17 protein-coding genes and 1 pseudogene are annotated in these 22,913 nt (G+C 37.2%); 3 read left to right on the forward strand and 15 right to left on the reverse strand.

The genetic code is table 11. The annotated features are described in order from the left end of the window. Nucleotides 1-3: 3 nt before the first annotated feature. From essC to RYX56_RS19795, 7 genes are all read right to left on the reverse strand, one after another. The gene (gene essC, locus RYX56_RS19765) at nt 4-4,449 is read right to left on the reverse strand and encodes a type VII secretion protein EssC (RefSeq protein WP_317123756.1); all 4,446 of its coding nucleotides are present in this window, start codon (nt 4,447-4,449) and stop codon (nt 4-6) included. Nucleotides 4,450-4,460: 11 nt separating this feature from the next. Then, nucleotides 4,461-5,732, reverse strand: coding sequence for a type VII secretion protein EssB (essB, locus tag RYX56_RS19770; protein ID WP_317123757.1), 1,272 nt, complete (start codon nt 5,730-5,732; stop codon nt 4,461-4,463). 85 nt (nt 5,733-5,817) lie between these two features. Further along, nucleotides 5,818-6,057, reverse strand: coding sequence for an ESX secretion system protein YukD (gene yukD / locus RYX56_RS19775; protein ID WP_047974093.1), 240 nt, complete (start codon nt 6,055-6,057; stop codon nt 5,818-5,820). A 97-nt stretch (nt 6,058-6,154) separates the two neighbouring features. Beyond that, complete coding sequence (locus tag RYX56_RS19780; protein ID WP_317123758.1) at nt 6,155-6,448, reverse strand: WXG100 family type VII secretion target; 294 nt, start codon at nt 6,446-6,448, stop codon at nt 6,155-6,157. Between the two features lie 334 nt (nt 6,449-6,782). Next, nucleotides 6,783-7,973 carry a M14 family zinc carboxypeptidase gene (locus RYX56_RS19785; RefSeq protein ID WP_317123759.1) on the reverse strand — a complete coding sequence of 397 codons (1,191 nt, stop codon included), beginning with the start codon at nt 7,971-7,973 and terminating at the stop codon, nt 6,783-6,785. Nucleotides 7,974-8,199: 226 nt separating this feature from the next. Then, entirely contained in the window at nt 8,200-8,379 is a 180-nt protein-coding gene (locus RYX56_RS19790; RefSeq protein WP_317123760.1) for a hypothetical protein, read from the reverse strand. A 125-nt stretch (nt 8,380-8,504) separates the two neighbouring features. Further along, the gene (locus tag RYX56_RS19795) at nt 8,505-8,906 is read right to left on the reverse strand and encodes a hypothetical protein (RefSeq protein ID WP_317123761.1); all 402 of its coding nucleotides are present in this window, start codon (nt 8,904-8,906) and stop codon (nt 8,505-8,507) included. A 155-nt stretch (nt 8,907-9,061) separates the two neighbouring features. On the opposite strand from RYX56_RS19795, the gene RYX56_RS19800 reads away from it, so the two are divergent. From RYX56_RS19800 to RYX56_RS19810, 3 genes are all read left to right on the forward strand, one after another. Beyond that, nucleotides 9,062-10,708 carry an ATP-binding protein gene (locus tag RYX56_RS19800; protein ID WP_317123762.1) on the forward strand — a complete coding sequence of 549 codons (1,647 nt, stop codon included), beginning with the start codon at nt 9,062-9,064 and terminating at the stop codon, nt 10,706-10,708. Between the two features lie 11 nt (nt 10,709-10,719). After that, the gene (locus tag RYX56_RS19805) at nt 10,720-11,418 is read left to right on the forward strand and encodes a response regulator (RefSeq protein ID WP_317123763.1); all 699 of its coding nucleotides are present in this window, start codon (nt 10,720-10,722) and stop codon (nt 11,416-11,418) included. Nucleotides 11,419-11,602: 184 nt separating this feature from the next. After that, nucleotides 11,603-12,925: a CitMHS family transporter gene (locus RYX56_RS19810; protein WP_317123764.1), complete on the forward strand. Its 1,323-nt coding sequence runs from the start codon at nt 11,603-11,605 to the stop codon at nt 12,923-12,925. Nucleotides 12,926-13,282: 357 nt separating this feature from the next. Here the strand turns inward: RYX56_RS19810 and nikE are convergent, their stop codons facing one another. The 8 genes and pseudogenes from nikE to RYX56_RS19850 all read right to left on the reverse strand — a co-directional run bounded on the left by nikE (nt 13,283) and on the right by RYX56_RS19850 (nt 22,890). Next, nucleotides 13,283-14,107: a nickel import ATP-binding protein NikE gene (nikE, locus tag RYX56_RS19815; RefSeq protein WP_317123765.1), complete on the reverse strand. Its 825-nt coding sequence runs from the start codon at nt 14,105-14,107 to the stop codon at nt 13,283-13,285. 34 nt (nt 14,108-14,141) lie between these two features. After that, on the reverse strand, nt 14,142-14,972 hold the full coding sequence (nikD, locus tag RYX56_RS19820; RefSeq protein ID WP_317123766.1) for a nickel import ATP-binding protein NikD: 831 nt from the start codon (nt 14,970-14,972) through the stop codon (nt 14,142-14,144). Between the two features lie 18 nt (nt 14,973-14,990). Continuing rightward, entirely contained in the window at nt 14,991-15,821 is an 831-nt protein-coding gene (nikC, locus tag RYX56_RS19825; RefSeq protein ID WP_317123767.1) for a nickel ABC transporter permease subunit NikC, read from the reverse strand. Next, complete coding sequence (gene nikB / locus RYX56_RS19830; RefSeq protein WP_317123768.1) at nt 15,818-16,762, reverse strand: nickel ABC transporter permease subunit NikB; 945 nt, start codon at nt 16,760-16,762, stop codon at nt 15,818-15,820. Before nikB ends, nikC begins: the two co-directional genes overlap by 4 nt. Before the next feature lie 18 nt (nt 16,763-16,780). Continuing rightward, nucleotides 16,781-18,412, reverse strand: coding sequence for a nickel ABC transporter substrate-binding protein (gene nikA / locus RYX56_RS19835; protein ID WP_317123769.1), 1,632 nt, complete (start codon nt 18,410-18,412; stop codon nt 16,781-16,783). Between the two features lie 348 nt (nt 18,413-18,760). After that, complete coding sequence (locus tag RYX56_RS19840) at nt 18,761-20,578, reverse strand: LysM peptidoglycan-binding domain-containing protein (RefSeq protein WP_317123770.1); 1,818 nt, start codon at nt 20,576-20,578, stop codon at nt 18,761-18,763. A gap of 1,164 nt (nt 20,579-21,742) precedes the next feature. After that, nucleotides 21,743-22,466 (reverse strand): annotated as a pseudogene (locus RYX56_RS19845) (PBSX family phage terminase large subunit); the annotation flags it as partial. Further along, complete coding sequence (locus tag RYX56_RS19850) at nt 22,459-22,890, reverse strand: terminase small subunit (RefSeq protein ID WP_317123771.1); 432 nt, start codon at nt 22,888-22,890, stop codon at nt 22,459-22,461. The gene RYX56_RS19850 and the pseudogene RYX56_RS19845, both read right to left, overlap by 8 nt. Between the last annotated feature and the right edge of the window lie 23 nt (nt 22,891-22,913).

The following is a 22,913-nucleotide window of genomic DNA, read 5'->3' on the forward strand; positions in this document are numbered from 1 at the left end:
ACATCAACATTTAGGAATCTGCAATCTAGTTGCAACCCCATCTTTAATGATATAACCAAAGCCCGGTAGTACCTCAGGCTCATTTCGCGTAAATGGTAAAGTAATTAAACTCTGATCTGACTTCTTAGCTAACAAAATAGCTTGTCTAATTTGCTTTAATTCATTCGTAAGTGGGTCAAATCCTTTTGTGAAATCATTTGTATTACCAGCCACTATTACCGCAAATCCCAGATGGCTATATTGTTTCATTAGGGCTGATAACTTTGTTTGGATTGGTGCATCTATCGTTTGTTGTAAACGAGAGATACTATCTACAATTAGATAAACAGGTGCGAAAGAAAGCCCTGTTGCTTTTTGACCTATTGCTTCTAGATAGTCTTTTTCCCGGCTTTTAAGTTGTTCTTCCACCTGGTTGATCCATTCATTTATTTGTTCTTTCGTCTCAATATAGTGGACCGACTCGCGCGTAGCATATGAGGCTAACCTACGATCCACCCCATCAAAGAGCCCAATACTTGCATGGTCTTGCCTAAAGATCCCTTCAATTACCACTTGCACAACATTTGTTTTACCTTTCTTACTTTGACCTACTACTAAGCAATGTTGATTACTAATGACATCAACTGATAATGGGGTCACAGTTTCTTCATCTAAGCCAATAGTTAATTGACCTTGCTTCATATTGTGTACATACGACTTAACGAATGTGTGGTAATCAAGTCGTGTTGGAAGCATCGGAATCTTTTCAGGCAGACGACATTCTTTGTATGATTCCTTTAACTGCTCAATATCAGCCTTCATTCCTGCAAGCACCTCAAGGTCATCCTCACCTGATGTAGGCAAATAGATTTGAGCAAGTGAAACTTGGTCTTTAATGATTAAGGCAAGACCAGGAATGGATTCGACTTCATATGGCGTTCGACCAATAATCGAAAACTTCTCATTGCTATCCATTAAATAGTGAACAATTTTTGTTTTTAGTGAATTCATAAGAGGTTGTCTTACAACATTAATTCTAGTGGCCGTAAGCATGACCATTACCCCAAGTGATTGACCATCACGTGCAAACTGGATAAATTGCGTTTCAATATCAGGAAGCTCCTCTTTTACAAGGTCAAAATTATCAATAGTCAATACGATTGTTGGTAATTTTTCATCAGCTGAGTGATTATAGTGCGTAATATTGCTGACCTCATGATCAAGAAATAACTGCTTTCTCTGCTCAATTTCTTTCTTAATAAATGCCATAAATTTCTCTATTTTGCGTTGATCGTCGAACCTAAAATAATCTGCAGTATGAGGAAGTTGCCTTAGTGGCAAGAGCGAACTATTCCCAAAATCAAATACATAATAATGCAATCGTTCTGGACTAAATGCTCTCGCGAACTCTAGTAAATAAGTAAGAATAGTAGTTGATTTACCATATCCTGACGATCCAAATATCCCTATATTACCATCCTCTATCCACTTATAACGATATGGTGTTTGGCTTTGCTTTTCTGGCTCGTCTTTTAATCCAATAAGAAATTCACCTTCCACTTTTTCACTCACTTCAACTCGAGGAAGTCGTGGACTTAGTGGCGGTAACCAAGGGCTCTGGAGCTTTTCAATCTGCATTTTTTCTTGAGTGCTTGCAATTTCTGCAACAATCGCTTCGATCTCCGTTTGCTTCTTTTGTTGTTCACGTTTTACCTTTGCACTAACATTCGATAACTGAACAAGACCTAAGTCTGTTACAAGAGCAATCTCCTCTTCGGTACCAACTGATTCCTCCATGTAAGTGGCTCCGCTCCATGCGGATTGAAATAGTTCATATACCTCGTTATTACCAACTTGAAGATAACCTCTCCCCGTAATCGTAAGGTTTGCTGCGTCTGAGTTTTTTAAGACTTCCTTACTATCTGTTGCATCTTGTACTTTAAGAGCAATTTTAAATCTGGCATTACTCCAAATTTGATTATCAATCACTCCACCAGGCTTTTGAGTAGCTAGTATTAAGTGCACTCCCAAACTACGTCCAATCCGAGCAGCACTTACTAGCTCACGGATAAATTCAGGCTCTTCATTTTTCAACTCCGCAAATTCATCTGAAATCAAAAACAAATGAGGTAGAGGCTCTGTTGCTACGCCTTCTTTGTACAGGTCTGTGTAATCATTAATATGATTGACTTCATATTGATCAAATAAGCGTTGACGTCTTTTCATTTCGCTATTGATCGAGGCTAGCGCTCGTGTACTGAAATTTTGACTTTCATTTATGTTTGTAATCGTTCCTAATAAATGAGGAATTTGCTTAAATGGTTGAGCCATCCCTCCACCTTTATAATCAATCAATAGGAAGGCTACTTCATGAGGATGATAGTGAACAGCCAAACTCAAAATATATGTTTGAAGCAATTCACTTTTACCTGACCCAGTCGTACCAGCTAATAATCCATGGGGACCGTGTGCTTTCTCATGTAAATTCAAGAAGGCAAGATCCTTTTTCCCTTTCAATCCTATCGGCACTGCTAAGGATTTAGAAGATTGGTTTGTCTTCCATTTGTTCTCAATTTCCAATTCCATAACATCACGTGCATTAAATAAATCAAGAAATGACACCATTTCTGGGATGGAGTTATTCATACCTTTAAGATGATTGAGAGAACGTAATGTTCTGGCATAGGTTTCGTTCCCTTGCTGAAGGTATGGATCTAATGCGAAATTTGTATGTGATGCTTTTTTATCTTGAATGAGAATTTCACCTTGTTGGTTATTAATGTAACTAACTAATGTATGAATTTTTTCAGAGAGATTTTCTTTTGTCTCCGTTGCAAAGATCGTTGACATCCCAATTCCTTTGCCCTCACCTTCAAGATACTCCATGATTAAATGCTCTGATATCAATGAGCGGTTTGTGACAATGAAAACAAAATGAGGATAAAATTGCTTCTTCTCTTTTTCCTCATCCATGTCTCTTTCTCTCAGCATTTCGTAAATGGATGATAAAAGTTGATCCCTTGTTCTTTCGTTATAGACAAGACCTCTTGCAAATGAATGTGGTAATTGAAAATGCGGAAGCCATTTCATCCATTTCCATTCCTGATACTGTTCTTCATCAAAAATGGCCACAAATCGTACATCGTGATAGCTATGAAAGAATGCTAGTTGACCAACAATTTGCTGGATTTCTCTTTGTACAACTGATTGTTTACCAATTAATCCAATGGATCCATTTGAGACATCAATCGTTAGTGGGACGTTCTCTACTTTTTTATACACTTCTATCATTTTTTGAGATTTCTCTACCAAATCGTCTATTTCACGATTAGCAAAATCCAAGCTCCCTACAGCTACTTCATAGCTTGCAGGAATGGTCGCTCTCCCTACCCTGAAATGAAGGAAATCTTCACTATCAAGAGTACGCTCAAAAATTCGATCACTTATATGACTCACTTCAGATTTAATTTTTTCAAAAGAGGGAAAGTGATAATACAACACTTTCTTTTGATGATCATTTAAATCTTGTAACTCTTCCCTTTTTTGTTCTAAGTAACGGGTGTAGACACGCAAACGTGTTTCTAGCTTGATTTTTCGTTTTTTCTTCTCACGGAAATATTGAATAGTTGATGTGAAAATGGTCGTTGTAAACATGACAATAGAGATGATAATAAATACCCCTCTTGGAATTAATAGTGCTACCATCCCCATCACAATAAGCATCATCAATGGAGGTAGAATTAATAGCCAAAGGGCTCTTTGGTTGTCATCTCCTTCTTGAGAAGGAAAGGAAAATGTCACTTTTTCTTCAGGAAGATCATAAATCATCCTCGGAGTACGACGATAATTGGGGTATTTCTTTTTCATCTCAGAGGTTGGTGGGATCGCGCTTGCTAGAGAAGTCTTAAATGCTTCTAAGCTTTTCACATGCAAAAGATCGCCTTCAATAAATGTCATGGATAAAAATGAATAAAAAATGATATCCCCATTAACAATTTCTTTTTTCCCTTTTACTTGTTTACCATTTACATAGATGACTTGATCTCCGGTAGTTGATAAACACCACTGCCCAGTGAAGCGATCTAGTATTAAAGGTGGATTGGTTTCTTCTTTACTATTTTCAAGGGAAATCATAGCCTCTTTCTGGTGGCCAATTGTAATCTCGTCATTGTATCCAACATAGTATGTGGCCTCTGCTTCTGTATATCTTTTTACTACGAGAGTTAAATTCTCCCCCTGTTCAGATACAGTAACAGGTTGACTTGATGATAGTTCACCAATTCCTTTCTCTCCTTGATAGACTTCATATCTCTCTTCTTCTTTCTGAATGGAGATTTCGCCCTTTTCAAAAGGAAAGGTGGAAACCGTGAGCGTATGCTCCTCCCCTCCTCCTATCGTGACCTTTTTATGATCATGTAGGAAAGGGTAAAATTGATATGTATCTTTATAAAAAACAAATAATTGTTCCATTTTCCCCACCCCTACGATTCGGAATCATCATTGGTTTCTACATCTACCTCAGGCTCACTAGAAGGCTCTGCCACTTCAGGCTCCTCAGGTTCCATCTCAGTTTCTTCTTGCTCTTCTTGGGCCTCTAACTCTTCACGTTCTCTCATGTATTCATCTATTTCATTTTGGATGACTTGCAACTCTTCTTCTTTTTCTTGACCTGAAAGTCGATCATCAGCTTTGATGTCTTCTCTGTATTTCAACAAACCTAACATGACTAAGTCACGATCTTCTAATGATCTAGCCAAATCAACAGCTTCCTCATTTTCGCCTCTACCAATATATATCCAATAAGTAAAATAACGTTCATCGGATTGCAAAGTGAGCGTGTTTCGAATGGTATTACGCTGATCTTCTGTTAATGACTCGTATTCAACGTAGGAAGTGGCAAGTTGATATTGAGTAACATAAGGCATACTATCCGCACTGTAGTAACTTAATTGGTTAATCACTTCACTATAATTAGTTGTTAAAAATGCCTCACTGCTTTGAATAAATGCTTCTTGCTTGGGCTGCACAAAAAAGAATGAATAAATGCTATAAGCGATTAAAGGTAGTAATAGAGCCCCAACAGCAATCAAGCTATATTTTTGAGTAAGCCACTTCTTTTTTGGTAGATGAACAAGTGCCTTCTCTCTTATTTCAATTTCTTCAATCGTGGTTTCGACAAAGTGGGCTAATTCAGATAAGCTCTTTAAAGTGAAAATTTCTTGGACAAGAGGACTTAAAGTTAATGTAGTATGAAAATGATAGTATTCATGAAATGTACGAGAATCATCAATTAACTCACTTATTGTAGCTTTCACCTCAAGTAAAAGATTGTCTGGGTCACCACTATATGGAGGTAAACTTTCTTTTACTCCATAATGTAAAAACACAGGGTTAAAACTACGATCAAACACAATATTATCAGGACACACGACTACATTAAGTCGCTGATAAGAATGGGCCTCAACAGCCCTAACGAGTTTATGAACAAATAACCATTTTGCGTAAGTCGTTTTTCTTGTTAACATATTAAAATTTAATATAGTCTTAGGTCTTTTCATGACAAGTTTCAGTTCATCTTCTGTTTCTTCTATCACTCTCTCGATTGGGTCATTTATTTGAGCAATCATTCCGATCTCTAAATGATCTTTCAACTTGATCTTTGCTTTTTGAAAAAGAAAGACATGTTGACCTTTTTCTTTCGTTACAGTAGCTTCTATTTGTTTTTCTAAGTACGATAGTCGTTTCTCTTCCATATAGGTACTCCTTTATAAATTACAGATAGGTTCATTAGTACAACTATTGCAAAAGTTAAAAAGTCATCTACAAATCTAGATGTATTTAAATAATGACAATTTTATCCCCGTTCGTTACACCATTTGTATGAAGTGAAGCATAGCCAGGTAATACCGTCCCTTTGTTTTCAATTCTGACCCAATTCCCTTCACGAGGTTGTTCTTTTATTTTTTCTATTTGCCATACGATATCAATGACCTTTTTCACAGAATAGTAGTCCGATAATCTCAAATCAAAGCTTTCCCCTGTATAATGTCTTAAGTCTATAGTTACTTGTATATAAATAAGTACCACCTCTAAACAGGAAAAAAAGCGCATAAACAAGTAAAATTGTCAGCGCTCTTTTCCAAAAATCATTTCATTGTGCTAATTTAGTAAGTATTTAACCGCGAATTTGACTAGCAATCTGGCGGTCAGTATCTTCTAGAGTTTGAGCTGAATTAGCAAGTTGCATAGATACTTCATTTAATAGAGCTGCCATTCTATCAAAAGACGGGCGTAATTCTTGATATTGTTGAGCAAACGCTTGGCTAGATGCACCTTCCCATACATCTTGAAGATGACTACTCATACCATCAAGACGAGTAAGTAAATCATAAATATTACCACTCTCTGCATCGTACTGTCTAGCTACATCGCGCAGTTCGGCTGGTGTTAGGCGAATTACATCTGACATTTCAACAACCCCTTTAAATTTAATATTGTCTCTTCTAGCTTACCAACTATTTTTTTACAGTCAACGCATCTCCACCTTTTAGTTGAAATTAATAGAAATTACCTATAAATCCACTTATAAATTTTAACTCTCCTTTATAATTATAAGGAGAATATAACTAGCAAAATAAGACAAATAGTGACTAATTACTCATTTGATTAGAATAGTTGTTAGTGTACTAACTTCTAGATACCCATAAAAATAAAAAAATATGAATAAAAACCAAATATTGTTAAATGGTTTTCACTCAAAAAAACATACAAGGTCCCATTAGGTTCCTTGTATGTTTACTTATTTAACGAATTGTTAATGGAATTTCTTCATACTTTTCAGGATCAATTTCATAAACTGATTCATCAGCCACTCCTTCAATTATTCCGTAAAGGCCATCTTCTACTGCCTTTACTAACTGCCCTCTCATTTTTTGACCGAAACTTTGAGTTTGACCTCGAACTTCAAAGAGAACTGTTCCGCTTCCATTCAAGGCAAACGATCCTAATGCCGTTCCCGGTAGATCTAACCCTTGTTGGTAGAGAGAAATATTTTTAAATGGTGAGTTGCCGATTTGTAATGCATCATACACTGCAACATTCAGTTGTCGTGAGAAATCGTAATCATAATCATCAGCATACTCATTATATTTTGCCCCAGCAGCCGTATTAGGATCTGGTACAAACTGACCCGAAATAGACATAGTGACATCATCATCGGTACCTTCCACTTTCATATATGGACCTTGATGATGTAAATCGACAAATACATCAACCTTTCCAAATTGGTTTTGCAAATCCACATAAACATCTCTGACTGTTTGTGCTTCAGGTGTAATAAACCAACCAGGGGATGCTGAATTCCCTGGAAAATCTTCTGGTTTGGGGATATATTGTAGATCAGGGTTGAAGTCTCTGTTTACATCAAACCCCGGACGTTCAGCATAATTTGTTCCTTGAAGCATGCGTGTATAGTAATTCCAAGCAGGAGAAGAAGCCTCGCTAAGCTGTGGAAATGCTTCTACTACTTCACCCCAAGTCATATCATTTGCTCGTCGATCTAATTCTGCCGAATCTGGATTCATCTTAGGTAAGGCAACGATTGTAACCTCATCACGAATTTGTTTAGCTTTAGGAGAGTTACTTGAACCTAAAAACTGTAAAATATTTAGCAGTGCTTCAGTGCCTGTTTTTTCATTACCATGAATTTCACTTTCAATTAAAATAACACGATCACCTGTACCAACTGTTGCTTTGTAAATTTCTCTTCCTTGGTTTGAAAAACCTACAACTTCAACTTCCACACGCCCCTGACTATTAGTAGCTATCTGATCTAAACGTTTAGTCATCTGCTCATGCGTCATAAAACCAGAAATAGATAAATTCTGTTGGTTTGGTACCGCCGGTCCTGTATTGTTTTGGGCTGCTTGTACTGGTGACATTAGTAAACTTGCTGCTAAGAAACCTGTACCTAAGGTCATTACTAATTTTTTCATTTACATAATTCCTCCCTTGTCTATATAGTGCACCTACAATTTCTCTAAATAGTTAGAGAAACCTTTTTAGACTCCCTAATATTTAGAGAAGCGTAATAATGACCTATAAAAGTGTTCGGATCGACAAAAAGCACCAAACACTTTAGTAGCATGTTTTTCCCACAAAAAAAAAACACTAGGATAAAAAACCTAATGTCTTTTTGTGGTCTAAAATTATGTAGAGACTCTAGCGCTCAACAATTTCAAATCGAATAACCTTATCCATGTTTACATATTCATTTTTATGATCAAACCACTTAGCAGATTGAATCTTTTCGATTTGTTGGTTTAATTCATAACCACTTTCTAGTTCAAAAACAACACTTTCTCCACCAGTAAAATAAAATGTAACAGTATAGTTTTTCATTCTTGACCCCTCCTACTTTCACTTATTCCCAATCACCCCAAATTTTAATCGAACGATTTCTAAAAAATTGTCAAAGAAAGCTATTGAAAACTCACCCATATAAAAAGCACCCCCTTAAGGATGCTTTAAATCACAACTGAAAGGTCTCCTCGACCGAAATAATCAAGTAATTCTGGACCGTTATAGACTAGATTAACAATATCGGCAATGCGATATTGCTCTTCAGTAATCGTCATTCGTTCTTTATCTGGATAGGGAATAAACACGCGAAATCCATCTACTGCAACGGTATGGAATCGCTCAATCGGAACTCCGTTATAGCGAAGATTAAAGAACTTCTCATAAGCAATATCATCTTCATAAACCGAAACCCAATCCTCACTAAAGCCTTCGCTTGGAACCGTAATATCTGAATCAATTGTAATTGATATATTATCCTTTAATACATACACACTCGTGTCATGATCATACAACCAATCACCAGGTCTCGAATTGATAAGTGCTAATTTAAATTCTTCATATCTCATCTTCGTCATCTCCTTTGTATGACTAATCCCCTCTCTTATTAAGTCTGAAACCTAGACAATAGATACAACCACAATCTTACAACCTTGATACTTCTTCCATTTGAGATGATAATAAAAGTGAATCTAGATAGAACTAATAAAAAGGGGAGCTTCTATTGAATCTATTTCAACATAATGCTTATGAAAAGTTCCTTCTTAAACCGAATGTTAAAATTAAGCTGAAACTAAAAATGATTCTTTTAATTGGTACACTTATTTCGCTTATGTTCATTACAATGGGTGTATTTCTCCATTACTTCTTCTCAGACACGATCGAAACTCAATTGGGAGAAAGAGCCTTAAGTGTGGCGACAAGTATTTCTCACATCCCTGAACTACAAGAGGCTTTTGCAGAGCCTGATCCTGCCTCTGTTATTCAACCTTTAGTTAAACCGATTCAAGAAGCTACTGGTGCAGAGTTTATTGTTGTAGGAAATACAGATGAAATCCGGTACGCTCACCCAGATTTAGAAAAAATCGGCTTAAAAATGATTGGTGAGGATAATGAGCCTGCTTTAATTGATGGTGAGTCTTATGTTTCTAAAGCAATCGGGTCCTTAGGCTATTCCATTCGAGGAAAGGTTCCTGTGTACTCAGAAAACGAGATTGTCGGTGTCGTTTCAGTAGGATACTTAATTAATGATGTACAAAGCTTAATCCATACATACAGCAGAGAACTTTGGTTCGTTCTTTTCTTAATTGTCAGCTTCGGTATCATTGGTGCTATATTCATTGCTCATTATATTAAAAAGTTATTATATGGTTTAGAACCTGAGGAAATCACCCACCTATTATTGCAAAAGGAAACCATCTTACAATCTACACATGAAGGGATCATTGCTGTTAATCAAGAAGGAATGATCACTCTAGCTAATCACGCTGCCCTGAAGTTACTTTATGATCAAAATAAGGCATTAATAAGCCCAATCGGTAAACCTATTAAAGAGGTTTTGCCTCAATCCGCCCTGCCACAAGTTCTTCATACTGGGGAAAGTCATTTTGACAAACAGATGTACATAGGAGGCATTACGGTTTTAGTCAACCGTGTCCCTATCTTTTATGAAAAAAAGTTAATTGGGGCTGTTTCAACATTTCGTAATAAAACAGAAATTGATCAACTTACGAAAGAACTAACTAAAACAAAGCAATATGCAGATGCCTTACGTGCACAAACTCATGAATTTTCGAACAAGCTTTTTACCATTTTAGGTTTGCTACAATTAAATAGAAAAAAGGAAGCCATATCGTTCATTAAAAAGGAGAACAACATTCAACAAGATTGGATTCATTTCTTACTAGAAAAGGTTCCAGACCCAATGATCAACGCGATCCTTCTTGGTAAGCTCAACCAAGCTATGGAACAAAGAGTTGAAATGGTGATTGAAGACGGAAGCCAGCTAACCTATCCACTAGAAGAACATAAACGCGATTTACTACTGACTGCTTTAGGCAACCTTATTGAGAATGCAATAGATTCTGCTAAAACAAATCGTCATTCCCCTCGTCAGGTTAATGTGTTTTTCACAGATATCGGTGATGATATTATTTTTGAAATTGATGACTCTGGTCCAGGGATCCCTCCGGATTTAGCAAATGAGATATTCACTAAAGGATTCTCAACTAAAAAAGGAGCTCATCGCGGATTTGGCCTTGCTCTTACTAAAGAGGCGCTCCTAGAAGCAGGTGGAAACATTTATCTAGAAGAAAGCGACCTTGGAGGTGCTTGCTTCGTTATCACGATCCCAAAAGATTCAGAGAGTTAAGGAGGCAGATCATGCAAGAATTATATCAAGTTTTAATTGTTGAAGATGACTTTCGTGTAGCAGAAATCACTCAACGTTTTGTTGAAAAGGTGGAAGGCTTTGAAGTTATTCGTATATGTAAAACAGGTGCTGAAACCGAGTTACTTCTATCTAATCATCCGTTGCCGGACCTTGTTTTATTAGATGTTTATATTCCTGATGTAGAAGGGCTCGAGCTGTTCTGGAGTATTCGCAGAAACCAACCTACTGTTGATCTTATTATGACTACAGCTGCAAAAGAAGTTCCCACATTTGAAGAAGTCCTGCGTGGCGGTATTTTTGACTATATCGTGAAGCCTGTAGACTTTAACCGCTTTAAAAGCACGTTAGAAAGATACAAAAAACAACGAACCACACTGGCTGTAAAAGATCAGTTATCTCAAGAGGAAATCGATCAATTGACTGGGGTTTCAGACTCTACCCTTTCCCTTTCAAACGAAAACAATAAGCTACCAAAAGGAATTGATAGCTTGACGTTAGAAAAAGTGCAAACCGTACTCAGTATGGGAAAGGAAGGAGGACTGACAGCCAGCGATTTAGGAGAAGCAGTTGGAACCAGCCGTTCCACTGCAAGACGGTACTTAGAATATCTAGTCTCCATTAACCAAGCAAAAGCAGAATTAAAATATGGTGATGTAGGAAGACCAGAAAGACGTTATACTACTCCGTGAACAAAATGAACAAAATACCCAAAAAGAACATTATTGCATTAATGTTCTTAAACTTCCCCCCTCTTATTTTTGATGATAAAGTTCTGTAATATCAGACAAATCAGAAAAAGAGGGGTATTTTATTTAAGGGTAAATGTATCCGCTTTCACCCCCTCTTTATATCACATTATAAGGGGAGAGAATTATGCTTAGTATCATTGGATTTTTTACAATCTTAGCTATTGTCCTATTTCTTCTTAGCGGCAAAATGACACCTATTATAAGCCTTATCACGATTCCAATTATCGGGGCTCTTTTAGCTGGCTTTACAATAGCCGATATCGGCCTCTTTTTTAACGAGGGTGTCAATCAAGTGATGAGCATTGTCATCATGTTCATCTTCGCAATTCTTTATTTCGGGATTATGCAGGATGCAGGATTATTTGATCCTGTTATCAACAAAGTGATCAAGATTTCTAAAGGTAATATTGTTGCTGTGGCGGTAGGAACCGTCATTATTGCAGCTATCGCTCATTTAGATGGGTCAGGAGCTTCCACTTTCTTAATTACGATCCCAGCACTCCTTCCATTATATAAGCGCTTGAAAATGAATCCATACTTGCTACTCTTATTAGTTGGGGCTAGTGCAAGTATTATGAATATGGTGCCATGGGCTGGACCAATCGGACGTGTCGGCTCTGTTTTAGGAATGGACCCAACCGAGCTATGGAGACCTCTCATTCCGCTTCAAATCATCGCACTCGTTCTCTTAGTGGGTATGGCCTACTTTTTAGGATTAAGAGAAAAGCGTCGCATTGAAAAGCAGACATTTGAATCTGATGAGCAGTTAGAAGTTGCTGCAGCTATTGATTACTCAGATAATGAAGTTCCTCATGTGAAAGATAGCAGTCTTGCAAGACCGAAGTTACTCTGGGTCAATCTACTGTTAACACTTGGATTGATCGCTATGTTAGTTTGGGGAATTCTTCCGGCAGGATTTATCTTTATGATTGCGTTAAGTATTGCCTTACCACTTAACTATCCTAAAGTAGATGATCAGATGGAAAGAATAAAAGCTCATGCACCGAACGCTCTCTTAATGGCTGCCATCATTTTAGCAGCTGGTTCATTCCTAGGGATTTTAGGAGGATCTGGAATGCTTGATGCTCTTGCTACCGGTCTTGTTACCTTGTTACCTGCTTTTATCATTCCTCATCTTCACTTGATCATAGGTTTTTTCGGAGCCCCGTTTGAATTAATCTTGAACACTGATGCATATTATTTTGCTCTCTTGCCAGTCGTTGAGCAAATCGTTACTTCATATGGAGTTGAGTCTACCTCTGCTGCATATGCCATGGTAATCGGAAACATTATCGGAACCTTTATTAGCCCTTTCTCACCTGCTCTATGGCTGGCTCTAGGGTTAGCTGGACTGGAGATGGGTAAACACATCCGCTACTCCTTCTTCTGGATATGGGGCTTCAGTGTGGTGTTACTAGTGATTGCTATAGTGATTGGAATTGTGTAGGTAAACAAAAAAGCTTCTCATTCAATAATGAATGAGAAGCTTTTGCTTTTAGAAGTGGGGTGAAAATGTAGTTATTCTCAACCTACACTAATTAGATGAAAGCCATAATTTCAGGCTTCATGAGCGCATGAATTACATCATGCCGCCCCTATGGTGAGAGTCTGTAATATCTTTAATGATGTATGCTAAAAAGTGCGCATCAAAATTTTCATAAATTTCTCCTGTAACTTCTTTAAAGGTATTTTACTGTTTTTCACTGAATTTCGTTAGCAAACTGTTAGCGTTTTTGTTTACGACTATTTAAATATTAGCTACTAATCCATTCATTTTTATATGTTTTGATACGACTCCCTATACTTAAAGTGGTTGCCCTTTACGTGGACGAAAGTGACGAAAACGCGGATGTTCTACAAGAATGGAGTCTCTCATCTGTTTAACCACAGGGTTTTCCGAGGAAAAAAATTGATCTTTTCTATCATAAAATTCGATTAATTCTCCTTTTTCGAGTACACCTAGGCTATCAGAGATTGAAAAGGCGGCTTTAATATTATGCGTAATAAATAGATAAGATAAGCCAAAGTCATCTTTTAATTCTCTTAACAATTCTAAAATTAATCTTTGTGTAACCATATCTAAACTACTTACCGATTCGTCTAGAATGATTAGCTTTGGTTTTAAAGAGATTGCTCGAGCAATATTTATCCTTTGCAATTGTCCACCGCTAAATTGATGTGGATATTTATTTAAATCTTTTTCACTTAAACCTACTCTTTCCAATAACGAAATAATAGTTTTTCTTTTTTCATTTAGAGTTAATTTTTCATAGTTATCTAATGGTTCGCTTATAATACGTTCGGCAGTCATATGCGGATTAACAGATGAATATGAATCCTGAAAAACAACTTGTAGATTACGGCGTATGTTTCGTTGAGTATGTTTATCTGTATTATAAATGTTATATCCTTGAAACAACACCTGACCTTGCTGTGGGCGTTGTATGCCAAGAACCACTTTTCCTAAGGTGCTTTTACCTGCTCCACTTGTCCCAAGTAATCCTAAACAGGTTCCTTCTTCAATCGAAAAAGAAATATCAATAAGTGCTCTATTTGATTGATCTTTCCATTTAAAAAGTTTCTTAGAATGATAACTATGATTTACTTCTCTAACCTCTAGTAAGCTCATTTGTTTTACCCCTTTGCAAATACAATTCAATCTATTACAACATATTGATTAGAGGCTGTTGTTCAACTTGTAAGATAGGTCTTGTGTTTAATAGTTTCTTTGTGTACTCATGTTGTGGATGATCAAATAATTCAAATACATTTGCCTTTTCTATAATTCTTCCACGCTTCATCACGATTACATCATCTGCCATTTCTGCAATTACTCCAAGATCATGGGAAATTAGTAAGATAGAAGTTCCATATTCAGAACGAATTTTATCCAATAAACGAAGGACTAATAATTGGTTATGAAGATCAAGCGCAGTTGTTGGTTCATCAGCAATAATAACAGATGGATGTAAGCATGTGGCCATGGCTATCATTACACGTTGAAGCATACCTCCACTTAATTGAAATGGATAGTTTTTTAATAATTTTGCAGGATCGGGCAAGTTTACATATTGCATTACTTCAATGGCTAGCTCCTTGGCTTGCTTCTTATTTAATGACGTATGAGATTTAATTGTTTCAACGAATTGATGACCAATCGTAAAAACAGGAGTAAAGGCATTCATCGGATTTTGCATAATAAAGGCGATGTCCTTACCGCGAATTTTCTGCATGTCTTTATTTTTTAAACCATTTAATTCCTGCCCTTTTAGTGTAATACTCCCTTGAATTTCCATACTTTTCTGATCAAGAAGTTGTAAAATAGACATACTTGTGACCGTTTTACCACTACCACTTTCCCCAACAATACCTAATACCTTTCCTTTTTCAATTCCAAAATTAAGACCTTGAACAAGTGAAGTAAAACCAGCTTTTGTTTTAACTTGCACACATAAATCTTTGACTTGTAGGATATTATGATCTTTTTTTTCCATATTATCATTCCTTTTTTATTATCGACGTTTAATTCCAAAACGTTCTGATAGTGATTCGCCTAATAAATTAAAGGTAACGACAACTAGCATAATCATTAACCCTGGATAAAGCATTAATGATGGATTTGTCCTAATATATGATTTCCCTTCGTGTATCATCGCTCCCCACTCAGGTGTAGGGGGTTGAACGCCTAAACCTAAAAAGGAAATAGAAGATAAATGCATTATTGCCCAACCCATTTCTAATGTTCCCATTACCGCTAGTGGTGGAAGGACATTAGGAATAATATGTTTCTTCATGATTTTCCATTGTGAAGAACCACTTATTTTAGCAGCCGTTATATAGTTCTGTTCTTTCAGGCTTAGAACGACTCCACGGATTACCCTTGCGTAATAGACCCATTGTACGAAAATTAATGCAAATACGACTTGTTTAAGCCCTGCACCCCATATCCCAACTAATCCAAGGACAAGCAATAGACTTGGAAATGCCATCACACCATCAGCGAATCTCATTAACACCTGATCCACCCAACCACCTTTATAACCAGCAATAAGACCAATGATCAAACCGATACTTAAAGCTGAAATAAAAATTAATATAGCAAATCCTAGTGAAACACGGGCACCAAATAAAATGCGTGATAGTGTACATCTTCCTAATTGATCGGTTCCAAATGGGTAAGCCAAAGACGGCGGCTGAAGTTTATGAACTAAATTAACAGTAGTAGGGTCATTAGGTGCAAGCCACGGAGCAAAGATCATGATAAAAAATAGCACGAACAATATTAGCGAACTAAGAACAATTATTTTTTGACTTTTTAATATAATACGAGTCCTTGCAATCATAGGAACTGCCTTTCTTTTCTTGAAATACGTGGGTCAATATACATTTGGATAAGGTCGACTATTAGGTTGCTGATAAGGAATAAACATGCTGCTAACAACACATAACACTGAATGACTGGCACATCACGATTAAAGATAGCCTCAATAAAATACCGACCAAATCCGGGCCATGAGAAGACTGCCTCTACAATGATAGCTCCAGTCATCAGGTGTCCTAAATTCATCCCTAGTCCTGTAATCATAGGAGAAATGGCAATTCTAAAAACATGTTTTCCCATTATGACTCTTTCATGAATCCCTCTCGTTCGGGCAAAAAGCACATAGGGCTCTTGTAAATTTTCAAGAACACTTGCACGTAATAGTCGAGTATATAATGCGATTAAAGGTAAAGCCAAAGTTACAGAAGGTAAAACTAGATGCTTCCATGTTCCTATACCTTCTACTGGAAAAAGATCTAATTTTACAGAAAGGAAATAAATTAATAAATATCCAAGCCAGAAAGAAGGTATCGATGCTCCAAAAAAGGAAAGAAATCGACTGAAATGGTCGATTCCACTGTTTTTCTTTAGACCTGCTAAAAAACCAATTGGGATACTGACAAGGATCGCTATTATAATGCTCCCTACAGTTAACTGAATTGTTGCTGGTATTCGAGAATAAACCTCTTCCCATACAGGTTTATTCGTTACATAAGATACCCCAAAGTCCAATTGGGATATCTTAATAACTGAGTTCACAAATTGTATATGAAGAGGTTGATCTAAGCCAAATTCATGTCTTTTTTGGGCCAATATCTCATCTGTTGGTTGGATATGCGCAGCGGCTAGGTATGCCTCCGCCGGATCCACCGGCGATAGGTGAATCATTCCAAATGTTAGCAAAGTAGCGAATAGAAATATTGGAATAATTGTCATAATTCGTTTCACGATATAGATGCCCATAAGAAAATCTCCTGTCGATTACTCCTCGATGCTAATACCTATGACTGAATATTCATCCCGATTAGCCGGAAATGTGAAATTATAAACATTCTCTTGATAGATTGCTATTTTCTTAATATAGGAAATTGGTACAATTGCTCCTTGTTCTTGTAATGAACCTAAAATTTCCGTATATAGTTGTTGACGTTCGTTTTCTTCAGTTGTTTGTGTAACCGCAGCAATTTGATTCAGTAATTCCTCTTTATTAGAGTAAGCTGAAATTGCTTCGCTAAATCCAAAACCTTCTGTAGCTACTATGTTCACAAACGTATGTGGGTCATAAGGAGCACCATAGTTACTAAAGAAATTCATATCGAACTCATTTGCTTTAAATCTTTCTACTTGAGTAGTTAGCTCAACTCCAACAATATTTAATTTAACACCTAATCCTGCCCACTCAGATTGTAAGGTTTCAGCCATAGTCTTTTGAATGGACTCTGCAGAGTTGTACATTAACTCTATCTCAAGTGGTTTCCCATCTTTTTCACGAACATTTTTTCCTTCAGGAACTTTCCATCCTGCTTCATCTAATAAATGTTTCGCTTTTTCAACATTATAACTAACCGTGGTTGCATCAAGATCGGAAGTGTAAGGATAGTTTGTTGGTAAGATATAATCTGCCGCCTCTTCCAAACCAGATGTCACACCCTCAACCATTGCTTCTTTATTAAATCCATAATGTAATGCTTGACGAACACGATCATCTGAAAGCTGTTCTTTATTCGTATTCATGACTAGCTGTCTAGTAGCAACTGGTTCAGAAATACTAGTCCCATAGATCCCTGTGGATTGTAATTGATTAAAAGAATCTAAACTGATAACACCCTCACCGTATATAAGGTCTAAATCACCTTTTTCAAATGCAAGTACACGTGTTTCCGCATCGGGAATAACTTTAACTTTAATTTTTTCTACACTCGAAAGTTCACCCCAATAACTATCATTACGCGTGAATACAGCATATTCATCTACTTTATATTCTTCTAAAATCCAAGGACCTGTACCTACTGGTTTGACTACACCTTTTGAAGTATCACCGTCTTCAGGAAATCCTGCTTCTCCTAAAAAGCGTACAGGACGAACAACAGCTAATTCTTGAATCGTAGGATAATATGGCTCTGTTAATGTAAGTTTAAATGTATACTCATCGATAACCTCTGTTTGAGCAATCTTCGAAATAAACCCCAACCAACTATGTAAGTCTACATTTGTTAATATAGCATCAAAGTTCTTTTTGACAATCTCTGCATTAAAACTTGTGTCATCAGTAAATGTTACGTCTTGACGTAAGTGGAATACATATTCTTTTCCATCTTCAGATATATCCCAATTTTCTGCTAAGTGTGGTTTTAGCTCTCCATCTTCTTGATAGCTAACTAAAGGTTCATATACCATAGATTGAGCAAATAATTGATTTGGGTTGTATAAATGTGGATTCATTTCCCCTATATCTCTAGGCCAAGCAAAAGTAATCAAATTACTACTTTCACTTTTAGAGGCAGATTCTCCTACTGATTCACTTGATTCTGAACAACCAAGTAAAGTCATGGATAAAATAAAAATCATTGCAGACATAAATAAAAATCTTTTCTTATGTATGTGATTTAACATAAAACTTCCTTCTCTCATTGAAATTGATAACCATTATCAAATAATAAGTTCTACCCTTCTACTTGTCAATAAAATTTTAAGATTCAGAAAGGAATTAGCCATTATAAAAATACTTTTCACCTTACAGATTAAGTCACTACCAGATGTGTAAACGCTACCAATAATTAGATTAATAAATCGTATTATCAATAGTGTCCCCTTTTGTCCCTATTTTTTTAAGGAGAATAAATCTATTTGGTTCCAGCTCCCTTTCCGAAATTTTTAACCAATAGGAAAATATGATAGGGATACTTGTCAATTACCGTATATGCAAGAAGAAGCAGGGACAAGGTACCTGTCCCTTTACCCCTACAACAGAAAAGTAAGAGTCGTGCTTATTTCAGATATATGGTTCTGGTCTGCCCATAAGATAAAGTAATTATAAGTTGTTCCATCTATTTGAATCGTTGTAGGGTACTGAACGATTAAAGCAGCTTGACCACGCATTTCAAGAGGTTGGTCTTCAGAAGGTAAAATCAAGCATGCTTCTTGTTTTTCAATTTGTGTGTTATAAATGCGTGGTTCTGTACCGTATGGTAAGAGTTGATGGAATGCTTCATTCTGGCACACAGTATTAATTGTTTCATCTGAAAAAATCGCTGTAATCTGGAAGAAACCATCCGGGCCTTCGTATCTTTCTTCAGTTACTCTTTGCCAATGTGAAGGATATTGAAACCTGACGTTATAGGTCGTATCGGTGTAGGTCTTTTTCAACGGAGAAACTGCCATAGGCGACCATTGCAAAGCTGTAATCAATACTCCTTCAATTAATCGAATCGGAACAGGATGGTTGACATCCATTACCCACATTTCGCTCGCTGCTCCCTCGTAGTTACACCCCGAAAGATAGGCAATTTTTCTGCCACCTGGTGACCATGTAACAGGAGTGGCAAAGCAATCCGAGATTGCCCTTGTTCGATCGTTTTCTCCTTGCCTTCCCGTTGTTCTGATCAGTGAAAAGTATCCGATGTCTTCATACGCCGTCGCACTATAAGCAATTATCGATGAATCAGGAGACCATACTGGAAGATAGTTTTTCCCAAGCGGTCCTCCGCTCACTTCAAATACGTTACCAGTTGAAATTTCTACAGTGAAAATAATTGAGATACTTACACCAGGCGTTGTATACAATGCATACGATCCATTCGGAGAAAGTCGAACATGATTAAGTGCTCCCGCTTTATTTTCGGTAATTTGCCGCTTACCTGTTCCATCCGTTCGAATCCGGAAAAGCTGACTGATTCCTGATGCATCTGGAGCTTGAAAAAGCAGTTCAATACCGCTCGGAAGCCAATGGACATCGGTTGCACTTGGCTGGTTTATTCTCTCAGCTTTATGTGTAATAACATTGTACAAAATAATGTCATATTGCTTCGGATACACGATTTTTTTACTATCAGGTGACCAATGTAAATAAACGCCTAACCCATCTTCGAACTGATCAATACGGGAAACTGCACCTTCTGCTACTTGAACGACATAGAGAATGCCATCTTTCCCAACAAAAGCGATTCTGCTACTATCAGGTGACCAATAAGGAACCGAAAATGATTCCCCTAAGCCTGTTGTAAGTTGTATGTTCACACTATTACTAGGGTTATATAACCATATATCATAATCTCCCCCACGATTGGATGTATAGGCAATCAATCCTTGGTCCCCAGGGGGAGCATAAGGAATGATAAGCCTCATCCCCGGGAATAGATCATAGGAAGGAAGCCTATTCACCTGCCTAATTAGCTCAAAATTGCTGTGTCCCCCTGTCATTACGTTAAAGCGCCTTGCAATTTGAAAAAGCGTGTCACCAGGTTGAACAACATAGTAAGGAACACCAGGCGGAACTTTTAACAGCTGCCCGACTTGGATCACATAAGGAGGAAGAAGCCTATTTGCTTCGAAAATAACATCTAGAGGAACACCGTAATATTGAGCAATTTTAAAAACCGTATCTCCAGGTCTTACACGTATAACATCAACACCAGGAGGAACAGCAAGCTGTTGTCCTACATAAATCATATAAGGGGGACCAAGATTGTTTGCGGCAATAAGAGACTCAACCGGTAGCTCCCATCGCTTCGCAATCAGATACAGCGAATCACCGGGAAGGACTTTGTAAAAAAGTTGCATCACTTAACCCTCCATTAAATTAATTTATCTACTCAATACTAAATTCGATATAAAGTGAGACAGCTTTTTCGATGAAACCTATCACCTAAAATAACCAGTAATAAAGTGAAACTTCAATTAGTGGGGGCTATTCATCCTCCACTGATTGTTAGTTGAACCAATCGGGCTGTTAGCGTACGTTATCTCTCACCTAAACATTTTTGTTTTACTTCATGTTTTGAGGGTAGTCTTAAAGACGGTCGAGGCAATATCCGCTAGTGTATCCCCTACATAACAACATAGAACATGTATCCCCCTCCTCCTGCCTATATGCTATTCACCTAAACTGTCAAAAATTCACTAAAGAGTTTTCATTGTTAATTCAGAATGTATTTTTCTTGTTAACCATTCTTGTTTTGTTACTTCATTAAGAAATTGTGCAATCCCTTTTGTTAATCCGTAATAAAATAGAGCCTAAATGAACACTCTAGCCTAATTCTTATTCATTAATCCCTTAAAGTTTCGGGATGATAGAAGGTTCAGTTCTTTTGATAAAAAAAAGGTGTTAAAAAACAACAAATGGCGACTAATTAGTTTGAAAACTCCCTAAAAAATCTGGATTATTTGGGAGTTGCATAGGGTTATTTCCATCAGCATCCATCAAACAAATCTCATAGTTAAATGGTTGATTTGAACTATCTTTCTCTACTTCTAATACATTTACGGATCGGTACGGTCATACCGACAATCAAATTACGAAGAATGTATATCTACATGTAACACATGAAATGAAAAAAGAAGCTTTCCATAAGTTTAGTCAACTTATGAGAAGCCTCCATTAAAATCCTCTATGTTAACAAATTGTTAACATCACACTCTCACCTTACATAAAACCCAATCATACCAAGGGTTTAAGGGCCAGATTACATCATGCCGCCCTTCCCTTATCGCTATATAATAGAAGAAAGGCGGTAATCTATATGAAAGTAATGACGTCTGTTATTACTCAATTTTCTACCTTAATCACTTAATAGGATATCTACAGATATAAGCATTAATCTGGCACTGGTCTGTCATTTAGTATGTCAGTCTGTCAATTTACACAAAAACTAAGATATAGAGAAGCAACGTTGATAAAAGACAAATATAAGTCCTCTCTTCATCTGTAAACCATTTCAATCCCGCTTTGACATTAAGATTATTAAACGGAACTACGCCCGAACCAACCGCTTTACCTAGATACTCCCACGCGTAACGCTTTAAGTTCTTTTCTTTGGTAGCTTCCGCTTTCTCTATAAATTGTTTCGAGATAAAAGGATTATCTAAGTATGTGGAATGATGTACGAATGTATTAGCTGGTTGAAAGGATGATTCATACTTCTTATTCACCCACGATTGCTTACGTTTAGGTGGGTTATAGGAGAAGAAAAATTTATAAAAAAGACCATTACCTAGTTCTCCACGTAACAGGGAGTTAGTAACGGTTGTGACGCCTTCTTCTGTTTTAACTTCCGCAAGCTCCTCTATCCAAGCAAGAGCAAAAGGAAAGTTAGCTGACTTCAAGCACTTAATACGCTCTGGCTCTTGCGCCCCTCGGAACACCATATAGTTACCTCTCGGCTTATAGGGGATCCGCATAGGAGATTTATTTATTTTAAACACCTTACTCCTCTATGGCCCATTTCATTTGCTCAAATATCGATAACTCGATTGTATTATCTACCTTACGTATGCCCACGGCATTAATAGCGTATCTCATTAGCAGTAGAGTAATTGCGTGGGCTATATCAGATGATTTACCGGAACCACGTCCGCCCTTAGCAACTACATTTAACGTATCAGGATCTTTTGCAGCTCTCCATAGTGAACGGAATGCAGGAGGGAATAGTTCAGATAACCGCTTATTCATCTTCCTCACCTATATCATCAAGGAACGTAACAGCACCAGTTATATCAAGCTGTTTCTTTTCAGTCCACATACCGTAGCGCTTGCCGATCTGTTCAGCTGCACTTTTCCGAGCAGCGGCACTAGGAATGAGATTAACCACCCGCTGTGTACCTTCTCCATCAAGAATGGGTACAGGCTCAGTAACTTCACCACGCATTACAGAAGTCAAAAACTCCATCACCTCTTGTTGACTGGCGACACGTTTGCTCTCTAGTTCTTTTAGCCTCTCGTCTATATAAGCACGAATTGCAGGTTTCTGCATGTTTTCTTGCCCTATACGCAACGCTGTCTTCTGACTATACCCTGCTCTCCTAGCTGACTCACTGGCATTTCCTGTTTCGATATAATAGTCAACAAAACGTCTCTGCTTCTCTGTCAGTTTCATTACATATCACCTCATCCCCTTTT

Source organism: Alkalihalophilus lindianensis, from assembly GCF_032843265.1.
In the GTDB taxonomy this organism is placed as follows: Bacteria; Bacillota; Bacilli; order Bacillales; family Bacillaceae_D; genus Alkalihalophilus; species Alkalihalophilus lindianensis.

What these genes read in the sequence shown, in the direction of transcription:
- essC (WP_317123756.1), bottom strand. Translation starts at nt 4,449, where the DNA reads ATGGAACAATTATTTGTTTTTTATAAAGATACATATCAATTTTACCCT.
- essB (WP_317123757.1), bottom strand. Translation starts at nt 5,732, where the DNA reads ATGGAAGAGAAACGACTATCGTACTTAGAAAAACAAATAGAAGCTACT.
- RYX56_RS19780 (WP_317123758.1), bottom strand. Translation starts at nt 6,448, where the DNA reads ATGTCAGATGTAATTCGCCTAACACCAGCCGAACTGCGCGATGTAGCT.
- RYX56_RS19785 (WP_317123759.1), bottom strand. Translation starts at nt 7,973, where the DNA reads ATGAAAAAATTAGTAATGACCTTAGGTACAGGTTTCTTAGCAGCAAGT.
- RYX56_RS19790 (WP_317123760.1), bottom strand. Translation starts at nt 8,379, where the DNA reads ATGAAAAACTATACTGTTACATTTTATTTTACTGGTGGAGAAAGTGTT.
- RYX56_RS19795 (WP_317123761.1), bottom strand. Translation starts at nt 8,906, where the DNA reads ATGAGATATGAAGAATTTAAATTAGCACTTATCAATTCGAGACCTGGT.
- RYX56_RS19805 (WP_317123763.1), top strand. Translation starts at nt 10,720, where the DNA reads ATGCAAGAATTATATCAAGTTTTAATTGTTGAAGATGACTTTCGTGTA.
- RYX56_RS19810 (WP_317123764.1), top strand. Translation starts at nt 11,603, where the DNA reads ATGCTTAGTATCATTGGATTTTTTACAATCTTAGCTATTGTCCTATTT.
- nikE (WP_317123765.1), bottom strand. Translation starts at nt 14,107, where the DNA reads ATGAGCTTACTAGAGGTTAGAGAAGTAAATCATAGTTATCATTCTAAG.
- nikD (WP_317123766.1), bottom strand. Translation starts at nt 14,972, where the DNA reads ATGGAAAAAAAAGATCATAATATCCTACAAGTCAAAGATTTATGTGTG.
- nikC (WP_317123767.1), bottom strand. Translation starts at nt 15,821, where the DNA reads ATGATTGCAAGGACTCGTATTATATTAAAAAGTCAAAAAATAATTGTT.
- nikB (WP_317123768.1), bottom strand. Translation starts at nt 16,762, where the DNA reads ATGGGCATCTATATCGTGAAACGAATTATGACAATTATTCCAATATTT.
- nikA (WP_317123769.1), bottom strand. Translation starts at nt 18,412, where the DNA reads ATGTTAAATCACATACATAAGAAAAGATTTTTATTTATGTCTGCAATG.
- RYX56_RS19840 (WP_317123770.1), bottom strand. Translation starts at nt 20,578, where the DNA reads ATGCAACTTTTTTACAAAGTCCTTCCCGGTGATTCGCTGTATCTGATT.
- RYX56_RS19850 (WP_317123771.1), bottom strand. Translation starts at nt 22,890, where the DNA reads ATGAAACTGACAGAGAAGCAGAGACGTTTTGTTGACTATTATATCGAA.